The sequence below is a fragment of the Amycolatopsis sp. NPDC047767 genome (assembly GCF_040704195.1).
Taxonomy (GTDB): domain Bacteria; phylum Actinomycetota; class Actinomycetes; order Mycobacteriales; family Pseudonocardiaceae; genus Amycolatopsis.
In genome coordinates this window covers 1-17,885 of sequence record NZ_JBEYSJ010000001.1, presented here as the reverse complement: position 1 = coordinate 17,885, position 17,885 = coordinate 1, and the positions used below count along the sequence as shown (strand labels likewise).

General features: G+C 70.3%; 12 protein-coding genes. 8 read left to right on the top strand and 4 right to left on the bottom strand.

Annotated features, from left to right (window positions below; genetic code table 11):
- Positions 1-413 precede the first annotated feature (413 nt).
- Both AB0878_RS00060 and AB0878_RS00055 read left to right on the top strand, forming a co-directional pair.
- On the top strand, positions 414-1,358 hold the full coding sequence (locus tag AB0878_RS00060) for an undecaprenyl-diphosphate phosphatase (RefSeq protein WP_366575016.1): 945 nt from the start codon (positions 414-416) through the stop codon (positions 1,356-1,358).
- A 112-nt stretch (positions 1,359-1,470) separates the two neighbouring features.
- Positions 1,471-2,313: a cytochrome c oxidase assembly protein gene (locus tag AB0878_RS00055; RefSeq protein ID WP_366575914.1), complete on the top strand. Its 843-nt coding sequence runs from the start codon at positions 1,471-1,473 to the stop codon at positions 2,311-2,313.
- Positions 2,314-2,332: 19 nt separating this feature from the next.
- On the opposite strand, the gene panB is transcribed toward AB0878_RS00055, so the two are convergent.
- Positions 2,333-3,211 carry a 3-methyl-2-oxobutanoate hydroxymethyltransferase gene (gene panB, locus AB0878_RS00050; RefSeq protein ID WP_366575014.1) on the bottom strand — a complete coding sequence of 293 codons (879 nt, stop codon included), beginning with the start codon at positions 3,209-3,211 and terminating at the stop codon, positions 2,333-2,335.
- A gap of 250 nt (positions 3,212-3,461) precedes the next feature.
- Between panB and lysX the strand changes: the two genes are divergently transcribed.
- The 3 genes from lysX to AB0878_RS00035 all read left to right on the top strand — a co-directional run bounded on the left by lysX (position 3,462) and on the right by AB0878_RS00035 (position 8,001).
- Positions 3,462-6,785, top strand: coding sequence for a bifunctional lysylphosphatidylglycerol synthetase/lysine--tRNA ligase LysX (gene lysX, locus AB0878_RS00045; RefSeq protein WP_366575012.1), 3,324 nt, complete (start codon positions 3,462-3,464; stop codon positions 6,783-6,785).
- A 71-nt stretch (positions 6,786-6,856) separates the two neighbouring features.
- Positions 6,857-7,435: a hypothetical protein gene (locus AB0878_RS00040; protein WP_366575010.1), complete on the top strand. Its 579-nt coding sequence runs from the start codon at positions 6,857-6,859 to the stop codon at positions 7,433-7,435.
- Between the two features lie 32 nt (positions 7,436-7,467).
- Positions 7,468-8,001 (top strand): methylated-DNA--[protein]-cysteine S-methyltransferase, encoded by a 534-nt coding sequence (locus tag AB0878_RS00035; protein ID WP_366575009.1) that lies wholly within the window; start codon positions 7,468-7,470, stop codon positions 7,999-8,001.
- Here AB0878_RS00035 and AB0878_RS00030 read toward each other — a convergent pair.
- The gene (locus AB0878_RS00030; protein ID WP_366575007.1) at positions 7,998-9,719 is read right to left on the bottom strand and encodes an NAD+ synthase; all 1,722 of its coding nucleotides are present in this window, start codon (positions 9,717-9,719) and stop codon (positions 7,998-8,000) included. The two genes, AB0878_RS00035 and AB0878_RS00030, sit on opposite strands and share 4 nt — an antisense overlap.
- Before the next feature lie 130 nt (positions 9,720-9,849).
- Positions 9,850-12,189, bottom strand: a complete 2,340-nt coding sequence (secA2, locus tag AB0878_RS00025; protein WP_366575005.1) for an accessory Sec system translocase SecA2 — start codon at positions 12,187-12,189, stop codon at positions 9,850-9,852.
- A gap of 160 nt (positions 12,190-12,349) precedes the next feature.
- Between secA2 and AB0878_RS00020 the strand changes: the two genes are divergently transcribed.
- Entirely contained in the window at positions 12,350-13,918 is a 1,569-nt protein-coding gene (locus AB0878_RS00020) for an alpha/beta hydrolase (RefSeq protein ID WP_366575913.1), read from the top strand.
- A gap of 1 nt (position 13,919) precedes the next feature.
- Here the strand turns inward: AB0878_RS00020 and AB0878_RS00015 are convergent, their stop codons facing one another.
- Entirely contained in the window at positions 13,920-14,585 is a 666-nt protein-coding gene (locus AB0878_RS00015; protein WP_366575003.1) for an LppX_LprAFG lipoprotein, read from the bottom strand.
- Between the two features lie 90 nt (positions 14,586-14,675).
- Here AB0878_RS00015 and AB0878_RS00010 point away from each other — a divergent pair, with 90 nt between their 5' ends.
- Entirely contained in the window at positions 14,676-15,956 is a 1,281-nt protein-coding gene (locus tag AB0878_RS00010) for an MFS transporter (protein ID WP_366575001.1), read from the top strand.
- A 76-nt stretch (positions 15,957-16,032) separates the two neighbouring features.
- Positions 16,033-17,376, top strand: coding sequence for a type I glutamate--ammonia ligase (gene glnA, locus AB0878_RS00005; RefSeq protein WP_366574999.1), 1,344 nt, complete (start codon positions 16,033-16,035; stop codon positions 17,374-17,376).
- Positions 17,377-17,885 lie beyond the last annotated feature (509 nt).

Genomic DNA, 17,885 nt, shown 5'->3' with positions numbered 1-17,885 from the left:
CGTCTCGCTGAGCTCAGCGGCACCTGCATCGAGAGAGAAGGTGGAGGCCCGCCCCCGCCGCCGGGCTGAGCGGGCCCCCGTCCGTGTCGCGTCGGTGGCTCACGGGAGACGTGGCCGCGTCGCGATTTCCTTCACCGGGGTGCGGACCTCGGGCGGCGGGTCGCACGGGAAGCGCGTGAAGCTCCGGCTGCTTCCGGCATCCCGTCCTCCTCGCTCGGCTGAGGTTCACACCTTCGTGGTGGGGACCACGCTAAGCCACGGCCCGAACACCAGTCAAGGACATGATTCGTGTTCATGGATGTGAACAAGCACAGGCCGGCTGAGGAGGTTCTTTCGCCCCCTTGCCCCGCGTTTACCCGGTAGTGGGTAGCTTGCGCGAGGAAAGGCCGAACCGACGCGAGAAAGGCTCGAGAATGTCCGCGGTCACGTATGTCGAGTCGATCGTCGTCGGCGCGCTGCAAGGCGTGTCGGAATTGTTTCCCGTGTCCAGCCTCGGGCACAGCATCCTGTTGCCCGCGGTGATCGGCGGATCTTGGCAGCGTGATCTGAGCATCGGTGAGGATTCGCCTTATCTCGCGGTGCTCGTGGCGATGCACGTGGCCACGGCGCTCGCCCTCGTGCTGTTCTTCTGGCGCGACTGGGTGCGCATCATCGGCGGCCTGATCTCCTCGATCCGCCACCGCGAGGTCCGCACGGCCGACCAGCGCCTGGCGTGGCTGCTGATCCTCGCGACGATCCCCGTCGGCATCGCCGGTCTGCTGCTGGAAAGCCTGCTGCGCGACTTCCTCGGCAAGCCCGTGCCGTCGGCCATCTTCCTCATCCTCAACGGCGGCGTGCTCTACGCGGCCGAACGCTTCTCCCGCGCCGCGCCGAAGACCGGGATCTCCGGCAGGACAACGGAAGACACCGTCGACTTCAGCGCCGAAGACACCCTCGTCATGCGCGCGATCACGGTCGAGGAAGCCACCGACGCCCGCCTCTCCAAGCTCAGCGTGAAGGAGGCCGTGCTCATCGGCTCGGCTCAGGTTCTCGCGCTCCTGCCGGGCATCAGCCGCTCCGGCATCACGATGGTCGCGGGCCTGCGCCGCGGCCTCGGCCACCAGGATTCGGCCCGCTTCGCGTGGCTGCTGGCCACCCCGGTGATCCTCGCCGCGGGCGTGCTGAAACTCCCGTCGTTGTTCACGCCGGAGAACAGCCCGTCGCTCGGCCCGGCGCTCGCCGGAAGTCTGGTGGCCGGTATCGCGTCCTACATTTCTGTCCGTTTTCTCACGAAATACTTCGAAACGCGCACCTTGACGCCGTTCGCCATCTACTGCGTCCTCGCCGGAATCGCCAGCCTGCTCGTCTTCAGTTTCTGAGGGCGGTGTCCCGGCCCGATTTCCGGAAGGGGACACTGGCGCTATCGAAACCCCGCTGACCGGCACCACGCTCTTCACGGCCTGGACACTCGACGTCCCGGCCGTGGTCGTCGTGCTCGCCCTCGGCGCGGCCTACGTCGTCGCCGCGCGGAAGCAGGAGACCTGGGCACCCGGCCGGACCACGGCGTTCCTCGCCGGCCTCGCCACGATCGTCCTCGTCACGTGCTCGTTCCTCGGCGTCTACGACACCACGCTGTTCTGGATCCGTGCCACGCAGAACACTGTGCTGCTGATGGTCACGCCGCTGCTGCTGGCCCTCGGCGCGCCGATCACGCTGCTCATGAGCGCCGCGCCGCCCGGGCTGGCGGCGTGGTTGCGCCACCACGGCCGCAGCGCGTTCGCGAAGTTCCTGACGTTCCCGCTCACCGTCACGGTCGTGCTGATCGCGCCCTTCGTGATCATCTACCTGACGCCGCTCTACGGCCTGGCGCTCGACTACCCCGTGGTCGGCGGCCTGGTGCGGGTGTTCCTCATCGCCGCCGGGTTCCTCTACTTCTACAGCCGCGTGGCGCTCGACCCGACCCCGCGCGGCGGCTCACACCTCGTGTCCGTGTGGATCTCGTTCACGGAAGTCGTCTTCGACGGCGCGCTCGGCCTCGTGCTCTGGCTCGGCCCGCTGCTGGCGCCCGCGCACTACGCCACGGCGCACCCCGGCTGGGGCCCGGATCCGCGCACCGACCAGATCATCGGTGCCGGCGTCCTGTGGATCGGCGGCGACGTGGCGGGCCTGCCGTTCGTCGGCGCGCTGTTCGTGCGCTGGGTCCGCGACGACCAGAAGCGCGCGAAGCAGATCGACGAGCGCCTCGACGAGGAAGCCGAATCCGGTGAGGCCCCGACGGGTGGCCTCTGGTGGCAGAACGACCCGGAGCTCGCCGAGCGGTTTCGCCGCCGGTGAGCCCCGGGCCTGGGAAATCTCAGTGGAACGCGTGCTCCGGAGCCGGGAACTCGCCGCGGCGGACGTCCTCGGCGAAGGCCGAGGCCGCGCCCTGCAGCACGTCGGCGAGCTCGGCGTAGCGCTTCACGAACCGCGGCGCCTTGCCCCGGCGCAGCCCGGCCATGTCCTGCCACACCAGCACCTGCGCGTCGCAGTCGGGCCCGGCGCCGATGCCGACCGTCGGGATCTTCAGCTCGTGCGTCACGCGCTTCGCGGCTTCGGCGGGCACCATCTCCATCACCACGGCGAACGCGCCGGCCTCCTGCAGCGCCAGCGCGTCGGCGAGCAGCACGTCCGCCGCTTCACCGCGCCCCTGCACCCGGTAGCCGCCGAGGTTGTGTTCACTCTGCGGGGTGAATCCGATGTGTCCCATCACGGGGATGCCGGCCGACGTCAGCGCCTCGACGTGCGCGGCGAACCGGCGCCCGCCTTCCAGCTTCACGGCGTGGGCGCGGCCTTCCTTCATGAACCGCACGGACGTGGCCAGCGCCTGCTCGGGCGAGAGCTGGTAGGAGCCGAACGGCAGATCGGCCACGACGAGCGCCCGCTTCACCGACCGCGTCACGGCGCGGACCAGGGGCAGCAACTCGTCGACCGTCACCGGCAGCGAGGTGTCGTAGCCGAACACGTTGTTGGCCGCGGAGTCGCCGACGAGCAGCACCGGGATGCCGGCCTCGTCGAAGATCTGCGCGGTGTACATGTCGTAGGCGGTGAGCATGGGCCACGGCTCGCCGCGTTCCTTCAGCTCACGCAGGTGGTGCACGCGGACCTTGCGCCCGGTCGTCGCGGGTTGCGCGGGCGCGGCGCCTGTTCCGTACGGGGCGGCCACCTCGTCGGATCCGTTCGGGTTGGCAGACATCGTCGTCGACCGTCCTTCCCTCGAGGCCTCGGTGAGGTCCCCGGGTCGTGGAGTCAGAACACGTCAAAGCCTGACATGTCCGCCGGGCCGCCCCAAGGTCGTGCGATGAGCTTCACACGCGCGTGGTGTGCTCCGTCAGGACGATCCCGGCTCAGCCTGCCGGGTGATGACTGTGTTTGTCCTCAGACAACCATTCGCTGTTCACTGACGTCTCTGCACCAGTCGTGAGGATCACGTGAGAAGGGCACCGATGGGAACCCCAGCGAGCACGCGCACCCGTATCCCGGCCTGGAAGGCCAGGGCGGGCGGCATCGTGGCGACCGTCGTGCAGCTCGCCGCCGTCTTCTCGGTGGTCCTGCTGATCGCCGGCGGCACCCGCGGGCGCCTGCTCAACGGCATCGACATGGCCTTCTCGGCCCTCAGCGTGCCGACGAGCGCCAGCCTCGTGATCGTGCTGCTGCTCGTCGTCCTCGGCGCCGCCCTGCGCCGGCGGAAGAAAGCCGCGCTCTACACGTTGCTGCTCTTCCAGCTCGCCGGCCTGGCCATCACGCTGGCGTTGCAGGCGGTCCTGCTGTGGGCACCCGACCTGCTCACCCTCGGCCCGCGCCAGATCCGGCACATCCCGATGCAGGTCGGCGTGCTGACGATCGCCGACGTCCTGTCGGTGCTGCTGATCTGGCTGCTGCTGGCCCTGCGCCCGGCGTTCCCCGCGCGGCTCGCGCCGGGCGCCTGGCGCGACGGGCTGGCGGTGCTCTTCGGCGGCCTGCTCGTGGTTGTCGCGCTCGGCTGGGCGCTCACCGAGGCGTTCCCCGGCACGCTCGGCGACTCGTGGGAACGCCTGGTCTGGGTGCTCAACCACGCCACCGGCGAGAACCTGCAGCTGCGCAGGATCGGCGTCGGCGAGGGCCCGGCGTGGATCGACGTCGTGCTCGACCTCGGCGCGACCTTCGTGGCCACCGGCGCGCTGTACACCCTCTTCCGCGGCGTCCGGCACCGCCGCCGGCGCACCGACGACGAGGAACTGGAGCTGCGGCGCCTGCTCGCCGAGTTCGGCGACGACGACTCCCTCGGCTACTTCGCCACGCGCCGCGACAAGAGTGTGGTCTTCTCGCCCAACGGCCGCGCGGCCGTCACCTACCGGGTGCTCGGCGGCACCAGCGTCGCCAGCGCCGACCCGATCGGCGACCCCGACGCGTGGCCCGACGCGGTGCGGGCGTGGCTCGACGAAACCCGTTCGTACGGCTGGATTCCCGGCGTCCTCGGCGCGAGTGAGCGCGGCGCGAAGACCTACGCCGCCGCGGGCCTTCGGGCGCTGGAGATCGGCGACGAAGCCGTGCTCGACGTCCGCGAGTTCTCCCTGACCGGGCCCGAGCGCAAGTCCGTGCGCCAGGCCGTGAAGCGGATCGAACGCGCGGGGTACACCGCGCGCGTCCGCCGGCACGGCGAGATCCCCGACGACGAGATGCAGGGCCTGCTCGCGCGGGCGCAGCAGTGGCGCGGCGCCGAGTCCGAGCGCGGCTTCTCGATGGCGCTGGGCCGCCTCGGCGACGCCAGCGACGCCCGCAGCGTGATGGTGGAGGCCTACGACGGCGAAGGCGAGCTGCGCGGCCTGCTGTCCTTCGTGCCGTGGGGCCGGCGGGGCCTCTCGCTCGACCTGATGCGCCGCGACCGAGCCGCGGAAAACGGCCTGAACGAGTTCATGGTCGCCGAGGTCGTCGCGGCCGCACAGCACCTCGGCGCGCAGCGGATCTCCCTCAACTTCGCCATGTTCCGCGCGGTCTTCGCCGAGGGCGAGCGCATCGGCGCCGGCCCCGTGCTGCGCCTGTGGCGGTCGGTGCTGGGCCTCGCGTCACGGTTCTTCCAGCTGGAGTCGCTGTACCGGTCCAACGCGAAGTACGGCCCGGACTGGGAGCCGCGCTTCCTCTGCTACTCCTCGGCCCGCCGCCTGCCGCGCGTCGGCATCGTCGCCGGCGCGCTGGAGGGCTTCGTCCCCACGGGCCGCTCGCGCGTGCTGCGGCTCGAGACGGTGAGCGACGAGTTCGTGGCCGAGGTCCGGCGCATCGAGGACGCCGCCGCTCGTGTCGTCCCGAAGGCCGCGCGGCGTCCGGAGCAGGTGCGCGTGCGCGTGGCGAAGCTGGACAAACTACGTGATCTCGGCGTGGACCCCTATCCTGTCGGCTTCAGCCGCGAAGACCTGCTGGGCGACGTCGTGAGCAAGTTCGCCGATCTGCCGGCGGATTCGCGGACCGGGCACCGCGTGCGCGTGGCCGGCCGGGTGCTCGCGCTGCGGACGCTCGGCGGGCTGTGTTTCGCGCGCATCAAGGACTTTTCGGGCGAAGTGCAGCTGATGCTCGACGCGGGAGTGCTCGACCTCGTGGGCTGGCGCACCGGCGTGGACCTCGGTGACCACGTGGGCGTGAGCGGCGAAGTGATCACGTCGCGCCGCGGTGAGCTGTCCGTGCTCGTGGACGAGTGGACGGTCACCGCGAAGTGCCTGCACCCGTTGCCGGACAAGCGAAAGGGCCTCACCGACCCCGAGACGCGCGTGCGCCAGCGCTACCTCGACCTGGCCGTGAACCCGGAGTCCGCGCACATGCTGCGGCTGCGGTCCACGGTGGTCCGCGCCGTGCGCGAGCGGTTGCACCAGGGCGACTACCTCGAGGTCGAGACGCCGATGCTGCAGACCGTCCACGGTGGAGCCAACGCGCGGCCGTTCGTCACGCACATCAACGCCTACGACATGCGCATGTACCTGCGCATCGCGCCGGAGCTCTACCTCAAGCGCCTCTGCGTCGCCGGCGTCGAGCGCGTCTTCGAACTCAACCGCAACTTCCGCAACGAAGGCGTCGACGCCACGCACAACCCCGAGTTCACGATGCTCGAGGCGTACCAGGCCTACGCCGACTACAACTCGATGCGCAACCTCACCCGCGAACTGGTGCAGCACGCGGCCGAAGCCGCCTTCGGCGCGCAGATCGTGCGCCGCCACGACGCCGACGGCCAGGTGACCGAGTACGACATCTCCGGCGACTGGCCGGTGATCCCCGTGCACGAAGCCGTGTCGGCCGCACTGGGCGAGGAGATCGACTCCGGCACCTCCGTGGCCACGCTCCGGCGCCTCTGCGGCGCGGCCGGCGTGCCGGTGGGGGAGGACGCCGGCCACGGTGACCTGGTGCTCAAGGCCCACGAGCACCTCGTCGAGGGCTCGACGGTGCTGCCCACCTTCTACACGGACTACCCCACGGACGTCTCGCCGCTGACCCGCCAGCACCGCCGCGACCCGCTGCTGGCCGAACGCTGGGACCTCATCGCGTTCGGCTCGGAGGTCGGCACCGCGTACACCGAGCTCACGGACCCGATCGAACAGCGCCGCCGCCTGGAAGCCCAGTCGCTGCGCGCCGCGAGCGGCGACGTCGAGGCGATGGAGCTCGACGAAGACTTCCTGCTCGCGCTCGAACACGGCATGCCGCCCACGGGCGGGCTGGGTCTCGGCGTCGACCGCCTGCTGATGATGCTCAGCGGCGCGTCGATCCGGCAGACGGTGCTGTTCCCGTTCGTGCGCCCGCACGCCTGAGGTTCGTTGCGACCAGGGAAAAAGTGACACCTCCGCGCGCAACGTCGCACGGCTTCGCTTAATGTGTGGGCGTGCGTACTGCGCGACTCACCGTGGTCGCCCTGGTCGGGCTCGGGGTGGTGGTCTATTCCGCCTGGCTGCTCGAATTCTTCCTGCCCACCGGCGTTTCGCCGGCCCAGCAGACCGTCGAAGCGTTGCTGCGGGCAGATCCGCTGTTCCGGATCACCACCGGGGTCGCGGGCTTCGCCTTCCTGCTCGCCTGCCCACCGCTGCTGCGCCTGGTGCCGGTGCACTGGACCGGCCGGGTCGCCGCGATCACGCTCGGGTTCTTCGGGCTCGTCCTGGTCGCCGACGCACTGGTGCCGGGCACGACCGCCGCGCAGCTGCTGGAGAACCTCGCGTTCGTGGGGGGCTCGTTCAGCCTCATGTTCTGGTGGCCGCCGCCGTGGCGCGAGTGGGCGATGGCGGGGTTCGCGCTGGTGCTCGTCACGTGGGCGCTGGTCCTCATCGCGTCGCTGCTCGGGCCCGGACACCTGGCCGGCGTGTTCAGCCGCGTGCAGCTCGGGGTGCGGGCCGCGCTGCTGATTTCGGGCGTCGCGTACATCGTCATCCGGCCCCTGCCGCGCTTCGCCTCGCGTCCCGTTCGCTGAGTTTTGTCGGGGGTCGCTCGTACCCTGGGCCGATGAGGTCCGGATTCACCGTTTTCGACACGCCGCTGGGCGCGTGTGGGCTGGCCTGGCGCGAAGGGGTCATCATCGGCACCGCGCTGCCCGGCAGCTCGCCCGCGAGCACCCGGGCGTTCCTGGCCCGGCGGTTCCCCGACGCGGTGGAAGCGGTGCCACCACCCGAGCCGGCCGATGCGATCGAGAAGATCACCGCGCTGCTCTCCGGCGCGCACCACGACCTGCGCGAGATCCCGCTCGACCTCGACTCCGTCCCGGAGTTCAACCGCCGCGCCTACGAGATCGCCCGCGCCATCCCGCCGGGGAAGACCAAGACGTACGGCGACATCGCCCACGAGCTGGGCCTGCCCGGTGCCGCGCAAGCCGTCGGCCAGGCCATGGGCAACAACCCGTTCCCGATCGTCGTGCCGTGTCACCGCGTGCTCGCGGCCGGTGGCAAACACGGCGGCTTCTCGGCCCCGGGTGGCGTCGAGACCAAGCGGCGGATGCTCGTCATCGAGGGTGCGCTGCCCGACGAACCGACGCTTTTCTAGGCTTTGCGCTCCCGCCACGCGTTGGTGATGGGCAGCCGCCGGTCGCGCCCGAACGCCTTGAAGGTGATCTTCGTGCCCGGCGGGTACTGCCGCCGTTTGTACTCCGCGCGGTCGACCATCCGCACGACCCGGTCGATGGTCTCCGGCTCGAATCCGGCGGCGACGAGGTCGGCGTAGCCGCGGTCGCCCTCCACGTAGTCGTCGAGGATGTCGTCGAGCAGCGCGTAGTCCGGCAGTGAGTCGGTGTCCACCTGACCGGGTGCGAGCTCGGCCGAGGGCGGTTTGGTGATCGAGTTCTCCGGGATCGGCGGGGTTTCGCCGCGCTTGGCCGCCTCGTCGTTGCGCCAGCGCGCGAGCTGCCAGACGTGCGTTTTGAACACGTCCTTGATCGGCGCGAACCCGCCCACCGCGTCGCCGTAGATCGTGGAGTAGCCCACGGCCAGCTCGGTCTTGTTGCCGGTGGCGAGCACGAGGTGTCCGTCCAGGTTGGACAGTGCCATGAGGAGCATGCCGCGCGTGCGGGCCTGGATGTTCTCCTCGGCGAGCCCCGTCAGCGCCAGCTGGTCGACGTAGACCTTCACCATGTCCTCGACCGGTTCCACGCGGTAGTGCGCGCCGATGCGGCGCGCCAGGTCCGCGGCGTCGTCCTTGGAGTGCGAGGACGAGTACTTCGACGGCATCGAGACGCCGTACACGTTGTCGCCGCCGAGCGCGTCGGCCGCCAGCGCCGCGCACACGGCGGAGTCGATGCCGCCGGAAAAGCCGAAGGTGACCGACGAGAAGCCGTTCTTGTGCACGTAGTCGCGCAGCCCGGTCACGAGCGCCGACCACACCTCGGCCTCGTCCGAAAGCGGCTCGCTGAGCACCGGATCCGTCAGCGGCGGATAGGCGGGCAGCGGCTCGGCGCTCAGCACCCGCCGGTGGACGTGCAGGCCCGCCAGGGCGCCGTCGCCGGCGTGGCCACCCGACGTCAGGTCCATGTCCACCACCAGCAGGTGCTCCACGAACTGCGGCGCCCGCGCGAGCAGCTTGCCGTCGGCGCCCACCACGAGCGAGTCGCCGTCGAACACGAGGTCGTCCTGGCCGCCGACCAGGTTCGTATAGACCAGGGGCGCGCCCGCCTCGGCCGCGCGCCGGGCCACCAGCGGCAGCCGCTGCTCGTCCTTCGACCGCTCGTAGGGCGACGCGTTGGGCGCCACGACCAGGTCGACACCGGCCTTGCCCAGCGCGGAGATCGGGCCGCCGTCCTGCCAGATGTCCTCGCAGATCACCATGCCGATGTCGATGCCGTGCAGCCGCAAAACCTGCAGCTCCGTGCCCGGCTTGAAGTAGCGGTGCTCGTCGAACACGCCGTAGTTGGGCAGATGGTGCTTGTACTGCTTCGCCACGACTTCGCCGCTGAACAGCGCGGCGGCCGCGTCGCGTGGGCCGGCCTCGTCGTGGTCGAGGTAGCCGACGTAGGTGAGCACCTCGCCGCAGCCCGCTTCGGCCAGCCGGCGGGCCAGCTCGTCGAGGGACTTGCGCGACGCCTGCGCGAAAGTGGCCCGGAACGCCAGGTCCTCCACGGGATAACCCGTCTGGGACATCTCCGGGAACACGACCACGTGGGCGCCGGCCTCGGCGGCTCGGCGGGTCCACTCGACCGTCAGCGCGGTGTTGCCGTCGATGTCGCCGACGGTGGGGTTGACCTGGGCCAAGGCGATGCGCAGTTGCGGCATGCGGTCATTCTGACCTGGCTCTGCGCTCCGGACCGAGTGAATGTGGGCCAATCAGCACAGTGAGGCCCGGGTGTGGGCAAAAAAGGAGCCCGGCCACCAACACAGGTGACCGGGCTCCTCAAGAACAAGATCAGGACTTCTTCATCCGCATCATGCTGCGCACCTTCTTCACCGTCTGCTCGAAGTCCGAGTCGAACGGGTTGTCGTGCACCAGGTAGGTCCACGTCGTGTTCGCCCGCCGCACGCCGGCGTCGGCGAGATCGATGCCGTCGTCGGTGATCTCGGCTTCCTCGAGCGTCTTTGAAGCGCGCGCCGCCGACTCCGGGATGATCTTGTGGAACTCCGGGATCGCCGCGCGGTGGAACTCGTCGAGCGGCGTCTCCCGGGCCAGCGCCCGCAGGTGGATGCTCTCGCGCACGTCGGTCAGGTACGCGAGGTGGTCGGACCAGAGCTGGTCGAGGTGGAACAGCACGACCTCGCGCGAAAGCTGCTCGAGCCGCTCGGTGTCGTCGAGCTTCTCCTTCACCTCGGCGAACTTCTCCGGCTGCGCCTTCTCCAGCTCCTCGGCCGCGAACGCCGTGTGCAGCACCTTGTCACGGTGCTCCAGCAGCTCCGTGCGCTGCCGCTCGATCAGCCGCGTGTAGCGCCAGGTGTTGCGGTGGATCTCCAGGTCGACGCCCTCGGCCACGCGCTGGGCGTGGTTGATCTGCCGCAGCGCCGCCGGGTCGGTGATCTCCCCGGTCTCGGTGTCGGCGTCGATGCCCTCGGGGATGTCGGGCGCGTTGGAGAGGACCAGGTCGTCGTTGAGGCTCGCGAAGAAGATCGCGCTGCCCGGGTCGCCCTGGCGGCCGGAGCGGCCACGCAGCTGACCGTCGAGCCGGCTCGACGGGTACCGCGCGGTGCCGATCACGTGCAGGCCGCCCAGCTCGGCGACCTCCTCGCGGCTCGCGCCGTCGGTGCCGCCGAGGCGGATGTCGGTACCGCGGCCGGCCATCTGAGTGGACACGGTGACCGCGCCCTTCTTGCCGGCCTCGGCGATGATCGCGGCCTCTTCGGCGTCGTTGCGCGCGTTGAGCACGACGCACGGCAGATCGACCTTCGCGAGCTTGTCGGCCAGCTCCTCGGATTCGGCCACGTCCTGGGTGCCCACGAGGATGGGCCGCCCGGTCTCGTGCACCTTCCGGATCTCCTCCTCGATCGCGCGCAGCTTCTGCGACGGCGACCCGAAGATCCGGTCCGGCTGGTCCTCGCGGACGTTGGGGGTGTTCGGCGGGATCACCGCGACCTCGAGGCGGTAGAACTCGCGCAGCTGCTCGGCCACGGCCACGGCCGTACCGGTCATGCCCGCCACCGACGGGTAGCGCGCGAGCAGCGCCTGCACCGTGATCGAGTCGAGGATCTCGCCGCGGTCGGTGGCCGCCACCTGCTCCTTCGCCTCGACAGCGGCCTGCAGGCCGTCCGGCCAGCGCTGCAGCTCGGCGACGCGGCCGCGGGCGGCGTTGATGAGCTGCACCTTGCCGTCGCGCACGAGGTAGTCGACGTCGCGGGTGAGCAGCGCGTGGGCGTGCAGGGCGACGTTCACGGCGGCCAGGCGGTCGGAACCCGTGTCGCCGTAGAGGTCGATGCCGCCGAGCGACTTCTCGACCACGGACGCGCCGGCGGTGGTGAGCCACGCGTTGCGGCCGTCGGTGTCGGTCTCGTAGTGCAGGCCGAGCCGCAGGCGCCGCACGACCGTGGCGACCTCTTCGTCGGCGTCGTTGTGGTCGATCGAGCCGGCCATCACGAGCGGCACGCGGGCCTCGTCGACCAGGACGGAGTCGGCTTCGTCGACGATCGCCACCTCGGGCGCGGGCTGCACCAGGTCGTCGACGTTCGTCACGAGCCGGTCGCGCAGCACGTCGAAGCCGATTTCGGCGACGGCGCCGTAGGTGACCTGCTTGCCGTAGGCGTCCTTGCGCTCGTCGCGCGAGTGCGCGGGCTCGACCCAGCCGACGGTGACCGCGAGCAGGTCATAGACGGGCTTCATCCACTCGGCGTCGCGTCGGGCGAGGTAGTCGTTGACGGTGACGACGTGCACGCGGCTGCCGCGCAGGGCGTACCCGGCGGCCGCCAGCGCACCGGCGAGCGTCTTGCCCTCACCGGTCTCCATCTGCACCACGTGCCCGGTGAGCAGGCCCATCGTGCCGAGGATCTGCACGTCGAACGCGCGCTCACCGAGCGCGCGCCGGGCGGCCTCCCGGCCGAGGGCGCAGGTCTCCACCAGCTGGTCGTCGTTGAACACCTTCGCGCCGCCGAGGTCCTCACGCAGCTTTTCGGCACGTTCGGTGAGCTCGGCGTCCGAGAGCTTCTCGAGCTCGGGTTCGAGCTTCGCGACTGCGGGCAGCAGCGCTTCGTAGCGGGTCAGCTCGACGCTGCCCGGCCGCTGGATGATCCGGCGGAGCCGCTTGCCCACCCGGCTGATCAGTGCCACCCCTGGTCTCCCGTCCTGTCTTGCTCGTGTCTCCGACCGCCACCTCGAATTACCCAACGCGCCGGTGGTGCGTCGGAGTTCCGCCGCCGGATGGCACGATCAAACCGTGCCTCCCCATGCCAGCGCCAGCTCTCGCGCCCTCCGGATCGCCGCTCTCGCGGTGGCCGGCCTGCTCGGCGGCACGCTCGTCGCGTGCTCGTCGAACACCGGCCAGACCGTGCCCTCGCCGACGACCGAATCGCACCCGCCCGTCGGGCCGGTGCCCACGGGGCTCGCGCGCTTCTACGGCCAGAGCATGACCTGGGCCGACTGCGCACCCTACGCGACCTCGGACGACGCGCAGACCGCCTTCCGTCGGTCGGATATCCAGTGCGCTCGGCTGACCGTGCCGCTGGACTATGACAAACCGGACGGACAGACCATCACGCTCGGCGTCCTGCGGCACAAAGCGAGCGAACCGGACGACCGCATCGGCTCGCTGGTGGTCAACCCGGGCGGTCCCGGCGCGTCCGGCATGGTCGCCGCCGCCGGTTTGATCGACCAGGTCAAGAACAACGACCTCGGCAAACGCTTCGACCTCGTCGGCTTCGACCCGCGCGGCATCGGCGCGAGCGAACCGCAGATCCGCTGCCTCACCGACAGCGAACGCGACGCGGACCGCGCCGACGACAGTGAAACCGACGGCACGCCCGCCGGCGTCACGAAGCAGGAGACGCAGGAAAAGGACTTCGCCGCGAAGTGCGCCCAGCGCACGAAACTCGGCGACGACATGCTCGAACACGTCGGCACCCGCGACGTCGCCAAGGACCTGGACGTGCTGCGGTCCGTGCTCGGCGACGAGAAGCTGACCTACCTGGGCTACTCCTACGGCACCCTCCTCGGCTCGACCTACGCCGAGGACTTCCCGCGCAACGTCCGCGCGCTCGTCCTCGACGGCGCCGTCGACCCGACGCAGGACCCGGAAGACTCGCTCGTCGCGCAGGGCCAGGGCTTCGGCGTCGCGTTCGGCGAGTTCGCGAAGTGGTGTGCCGCTCGGCAGGACTGCGCACTCGGCACCAACCCGGCCGGGGCGACGAAGGCGTTCCAGGACCTCACCCGCCCGCTGATCGACTTCCCGGTGCCGGTGGGCGACGGCCGCAAGCTGTCGTACGAGGACGCCACCACCGGCGCCATCCAGGCGCTCTACCAGCAGAACCTCTGGGAGTACCTCAACACGGGCCTCAACGAGCTGCGCAACCAGCGCGGCGCCACGCTCGAGCAGCTCGCCGACATCTACAACGAGCGCGGCCCCGACGGCCGCTACGGCACCACACAGGACGCCTTCACCGCCATTCGCTGCGTCGACGACCCGCGCGTCACCGACCCGAAGGCGATCCTCGACGCGCAGCAGAAGTACGAGCAGGTGGCGCCGTTCCTCGACGACGGCCGCCCGGCCAGCTCCGCGCGTGACGCCTGCGCCTTCTGGCCGGTGCCGAACACCATGACGCCGCACGAACCGCAGGTCGAAGGACTGCCGAAGACGCTCACCATCTCCACGACCAACGACCCGGCCACGCCCTACCAGGCAGGCGTGAACCTCGCGAAGGCGCTGAAGGGCGCGTTGCTCACCTTCGAGGGCACGCAGCACACGGCGTTCCTGCAGGGCAACGCGTGCGTGGACAAGGCGGGCATCGCGTACCTCGTCGACGGCACGGTGCCGGCCGACGGGACGCGTTGCGCGGGTAGCTGAGTCAGCCGAGCGGAGTCGGCACGGGCTGGTTCTCGTTCGAGAGCGTGACCTCGAACATCACCGGGCTGTCCTTCTCCGTCGGGGGCGGGACCTGCAGCCAGAACCGGGCGAACCGCCGCGGCTCGGCGGCCGTGACCCACACCTTCACGTTCACGTCCGAGTGAATCTGGGGGAGCAGCCGCGTCGCCACCTTCGCGGGCAGTACCCCGCCGACGCGGTAGGTGTCGAGGCCGTGCACGGGCTCGCGCGTCTCGGTCTGCGGGTTGCCGAGTGAGCTGAGCATCCGCGCCAGGCCGCCGTCGGGGCCGAGGAAGTCTCCGACGGTGAACGTCGCCGGGCCCGACCAGGTCGCGCCGGTGCTGTCGTGCGTGGTGGCGTGGGTCCCGTCGAGGACGAAGGAGAGCTTCCGGTCGCTCGTCGCGTTCTCCAGCTCGGCGGTGCCGGCCGCGTGGCCGCCGTCGTCGAGCGTCGCGTCGCCGTCGACGGTGCTCAAGGGCAGGCCGGGCAGTACGCCGTTCACGACCACGGAAAAGTGCAGGCTGCGCACGCCGGCGAAGTTCGCTCCGGCCGCGCCGAGCAGGTCACCGGCCGGGGGCAGCGAGGGCGCTGTGCACCCGCCGACGAGTCCGAGGAGCAGCAGCGCCGGCAGGAAGCGTCGGCAGCGCATGGCGGTGAGACTACCCGTGGCCCGATCCTTTCGGACGGTGTCCTTCAAGCCACTGTCGAGGACGCCGAAGACGAATCAGACTCATCACCCGTGACCGTCGAGACCCGCACCGCGCCCCGCGTCCACCGAGCCTGGTTCGTGGCCGCGGCCGCGTTCATCGCCCTGCTGGCCGCGGCCGGGTTCCGGGCCGCGCCGAGCGTGCTGATCGACCCGCTGCACGAGGAGTTCGGCTGGTCCCGCGCGACCATCGGCCTGGCGGTTTCCGTCAACCTCGTGCTTTACGGCCTCTTCGCCCCCTTCGCCGCGGCGCTCATGGAACGTTTCGGTATCCGGCGTGTTGCCGCGACCGCCTTGTTCGTGGTCGCGCTCGGTGCGGGCGGCACGGTGTTCATGAGCACGAGCTGGGAGCTCATCCTGTGCTGGGGCGTGCTCGTCGGCGCCGGCACGGGCTCGATGGCCATGAGCTTCGCCGCGACCGTCACCACGCGCTGGTTCGTGCGCCACCGCGGCGCCGTGACCGGCATCCTCACCGCGGCCGGCTCGACGGGTCAGCTCGTGTTCCTGCCCGTGGTCGCCACGCTGGCCGTGAACGACGGCTGGCGCACGGCGTCGCTGGTCATCGCCATCGCGGCGCTCGCGGTGGTCCCCGTCGTGCTGCTCGTGGTGCGCGACCACCCGGCCGACCTCGGGGCGGTCGCGTTCGGCGCGCCCGAGGGCACGGAGGTGGCCCACCCGGACGTCAAACGCGGCTCGGCGGGCCGGGCGATCCGCGTGCTGTTCCAGGCCATGCGCTCCCGCTCGTTCTGGCTGCTGGCCATCGGCTTCGCGATCTGCGGGGCGACCACGAACGGCCTGGTCGGCACCCACTTCGTGCCGGCCGCGCACGACCACGGCATGCCGCAGACCACCGCGGCGAACCTGCTCGCGCTCGTCGGCGTGTTCGACGTGGTGGGGACCGTCGTGTCGGGCTGGCTCACCGACCGGGTCGACCCGCGCATCCTGCTCGGCGTGTACTACGCCCTGCGGGGGCTCTCGCTCGCGTTGCTGCCGCAGCTGTTCACCGACTCCGTGCAGCCCAGCATGTGGGCGTTCATCCTTTTCTACGGTCTCGACTGGGTCGCCACGGTCCCGCCGACGGTCGCGCTCTGCATCCGCTCCTTCGGCGAGGCCGGCCCGATCGTGTTCGGCTGGGTCTTCGCGTGCCACCAGCTGGGCGCCGCGTTCGCGGCGTCGGCGGCCGGAGCCGTGCGCGACCAGCTGGGCGACTACGCCCTGGCCTGGTACGTGGCGGCGGGCCTCGCGGTGATCGCCTCGATCGCGTCGGTGTCGATCACCCGATCCGGGAAACGCGAGCTCACGTTCGTGGCCTGAGGTGAGTTCGCGCATTGTGGACACTTCCGGCGCGTCGCGAAACATGTCGTTAACACGCCGTCGTTAGGGTGCGGCCATGGATCGCCAGCAGGAATTCGTGCTCCGGACGTTGGAAGAGCGCGACATCCGTTTCGTCCGGCTCTGGTTCACCGATGTGCTGGGGTTCCTCAAGTCCGTCGCGGTCGCGCCGGCCGAGCTCGAGGGCGCGTTCAGCGAGGGGATCGGCTTCGACGGCTCCGCCATCGAGGGCTTCGCCCGCGTCTACGAGTCGGACATGGTCGCGAAGCCGGACCCGTCGACGTTCCAGGTGCTCCCGTGGGAGACACCGGACGGCGGCCCGTACTCCGCGCGCATGTTCTGCGACATCGCGATGCCCGACGGCTCGCCCTCGTGGGCCGACCCGCGGCACGTGCTGCGTCGCCAGCTCTCGAAGGCCGGCGAAGCGGGCTTCACGTGCTATGTGCACCCGGAGATCGAGTTCTTCCTCCTCGCCACCCTGCCCGACGACGGCAGCGAACCCGAGCCGGCCGACAACGGCGGGTACTTCGACCAGGCCAGCCACGCCACGGCCACGCACTTCCGCCGCCACGCCATCGAGACGCTCGAGGCGATGGGCATCTCCGTCGAGTTCAGCCACCATGAGGGAGCGCCGGGCCAGCAGGAGATCGACCTGCGGTACGCCGACGCCCTCACCATGGCCGACAACGTGATGACGTTCCGGTACGTCGTCAAGGAGGTCGCGCTGACGCAGGGCGTGCGCGCGACGTTCATGCCGAAGCCGTTCACGGACCAGCCCGGCTCGGGGATGCACACCCACGTGAGCCTGTTCGAGGGCGACCGCAACGCGTTCTACGACGCGGAGGACCCGTACGAGCTGTCCGCGACGGGGAAGGCCTTCGTCGCCGGGCTGCTGCACCACGCCAAGGAGATCTCGGCGGTCACCAACCAGTGGGTGAACTCGTACAAACGCCTGATCAGCGGCAGTGAAGCGCCGACGACGGTGTCGTGGGGCCGGGCCAATCGCTCGGCGTTGGTGCGCGTGCCGATGTACTCGCCCGGCAAGGCGTCGTCGCGGCGGGTGGAGATCCGCACGCTGGATTCGGCGTGCAACCCGTACCTGGCGTACTCGGTGATCCTCGCCGCCGGCCTCAAGGGGATCGAAAAGGGCTACGAGCTGCCGCCGCCCGCGGAGGACAACATCTGGCAGCTGTCGGAGTCGGAGCGTCGTGCCGCGGGGTACGCGCAGCTGCCGCAGAACCTCGGGGAGGCGCTCGCGGAGATGGAGCGCTCCGAGCTGCTGCCCGACGCGCTGGGGGAGCACGTCTACGACTTCTTCCTCCGGAACAAGCACGCCGAGTGGGACAACTACCGGAGTGCGGTGACGCCGTACGAGCTGAGGACCCTGCTGCCGGTCCTCTGACCCCGCGGACCGTTCGAATCCGGCTCCCTCGCCCTGCCTTCGCGGCGGGTGGGGGAGCCGGTTCGCGTTCCGGGCCGGCGAGCCGTTGCGGTCGGTGACCGTCGCGCGGGGTCGAATCGGCCCCTGACCTGCGGCAATGTCGTTAAGTGACCCCCCTGTTTTCGGGCCGTTGCGGGGCATGTAATCTTCTCTTCGTCGCCAGGAACACCGGGCCGGCGGGGCCGAAAGCCCCAAGGGAACGGGGCGCCAGGGCCGAGCGGGTTGACACCGCGAAACGGACCAGGTAATGTTCAGCGTCGGCCCACGAGCGGCCGCCGACTCTCTGCGAGTTACCTTGCAGGCATCGGCATGCTCGACCAAAAAGCTTGAAACAACGCGGTGATCTGGTTTGCCTGCTGGGTGGGCTGGGTTGCGGTGTGTTGCTTGAGAACTCAACAGTGTGCTAGTGAACTAAGCCAGTAGAGCTTATATGAAACCCCCTCGTCGGGGTTTCCTTTGAGAAAACTAGA

Bases quoted from the DNA above. Each gene is read 5' to 3' on its own strand.
- AB0878_RS00060 (WP_366575016.1), top strand. From the start codon at position 414: ATGTCCGCGGTCACGTATGTCGAGTCGATCGTCGTCGGCGCGCTGCAA.
- panB (WP_366575014.1), bottom strand. From the start codon at position 3,211: ATGTCTGCCAACCCGAACGGATCCGACGAGGTGGCCGCCCCGTACGGA.
- lysX (WP_366575012.1), top strand. From the start codon at position 3,462: ATGGGAACCCCAGCGAGCACGCGCACCCGTATCCCGGCCTGGAAGGCC.
- AB0878_RS00035 (WP_366575009.1), top strand. From the start codon at position 7,468: ATGAGGTCCGGATTCACCGTTTTCGACACGCCGCTGGGCGCGTGTGGG.
- AB0878_RS00030 (WP_366575007.1), bottom strand. From the start codon at position 9,719: ATGCCGCAACTGCGCATCGCCTTGGCCCAGGTCAACCCCACCGTCGGC.
- AB0878_RS00015 (WP_366575003.1), bottom strand. From the start codon at position 14,585: ATGCGCTGCCGACGCTTCCTGCCGGCGCTGCTGCTCCTCGGACTCGTC.
- glnA (WP_366574999.1), top strand. From the start codon at position 16,033: ATGGATCGCCAGCAGGAATTCGTGCTCCGGACGTTGGAAGAGCGCGAC.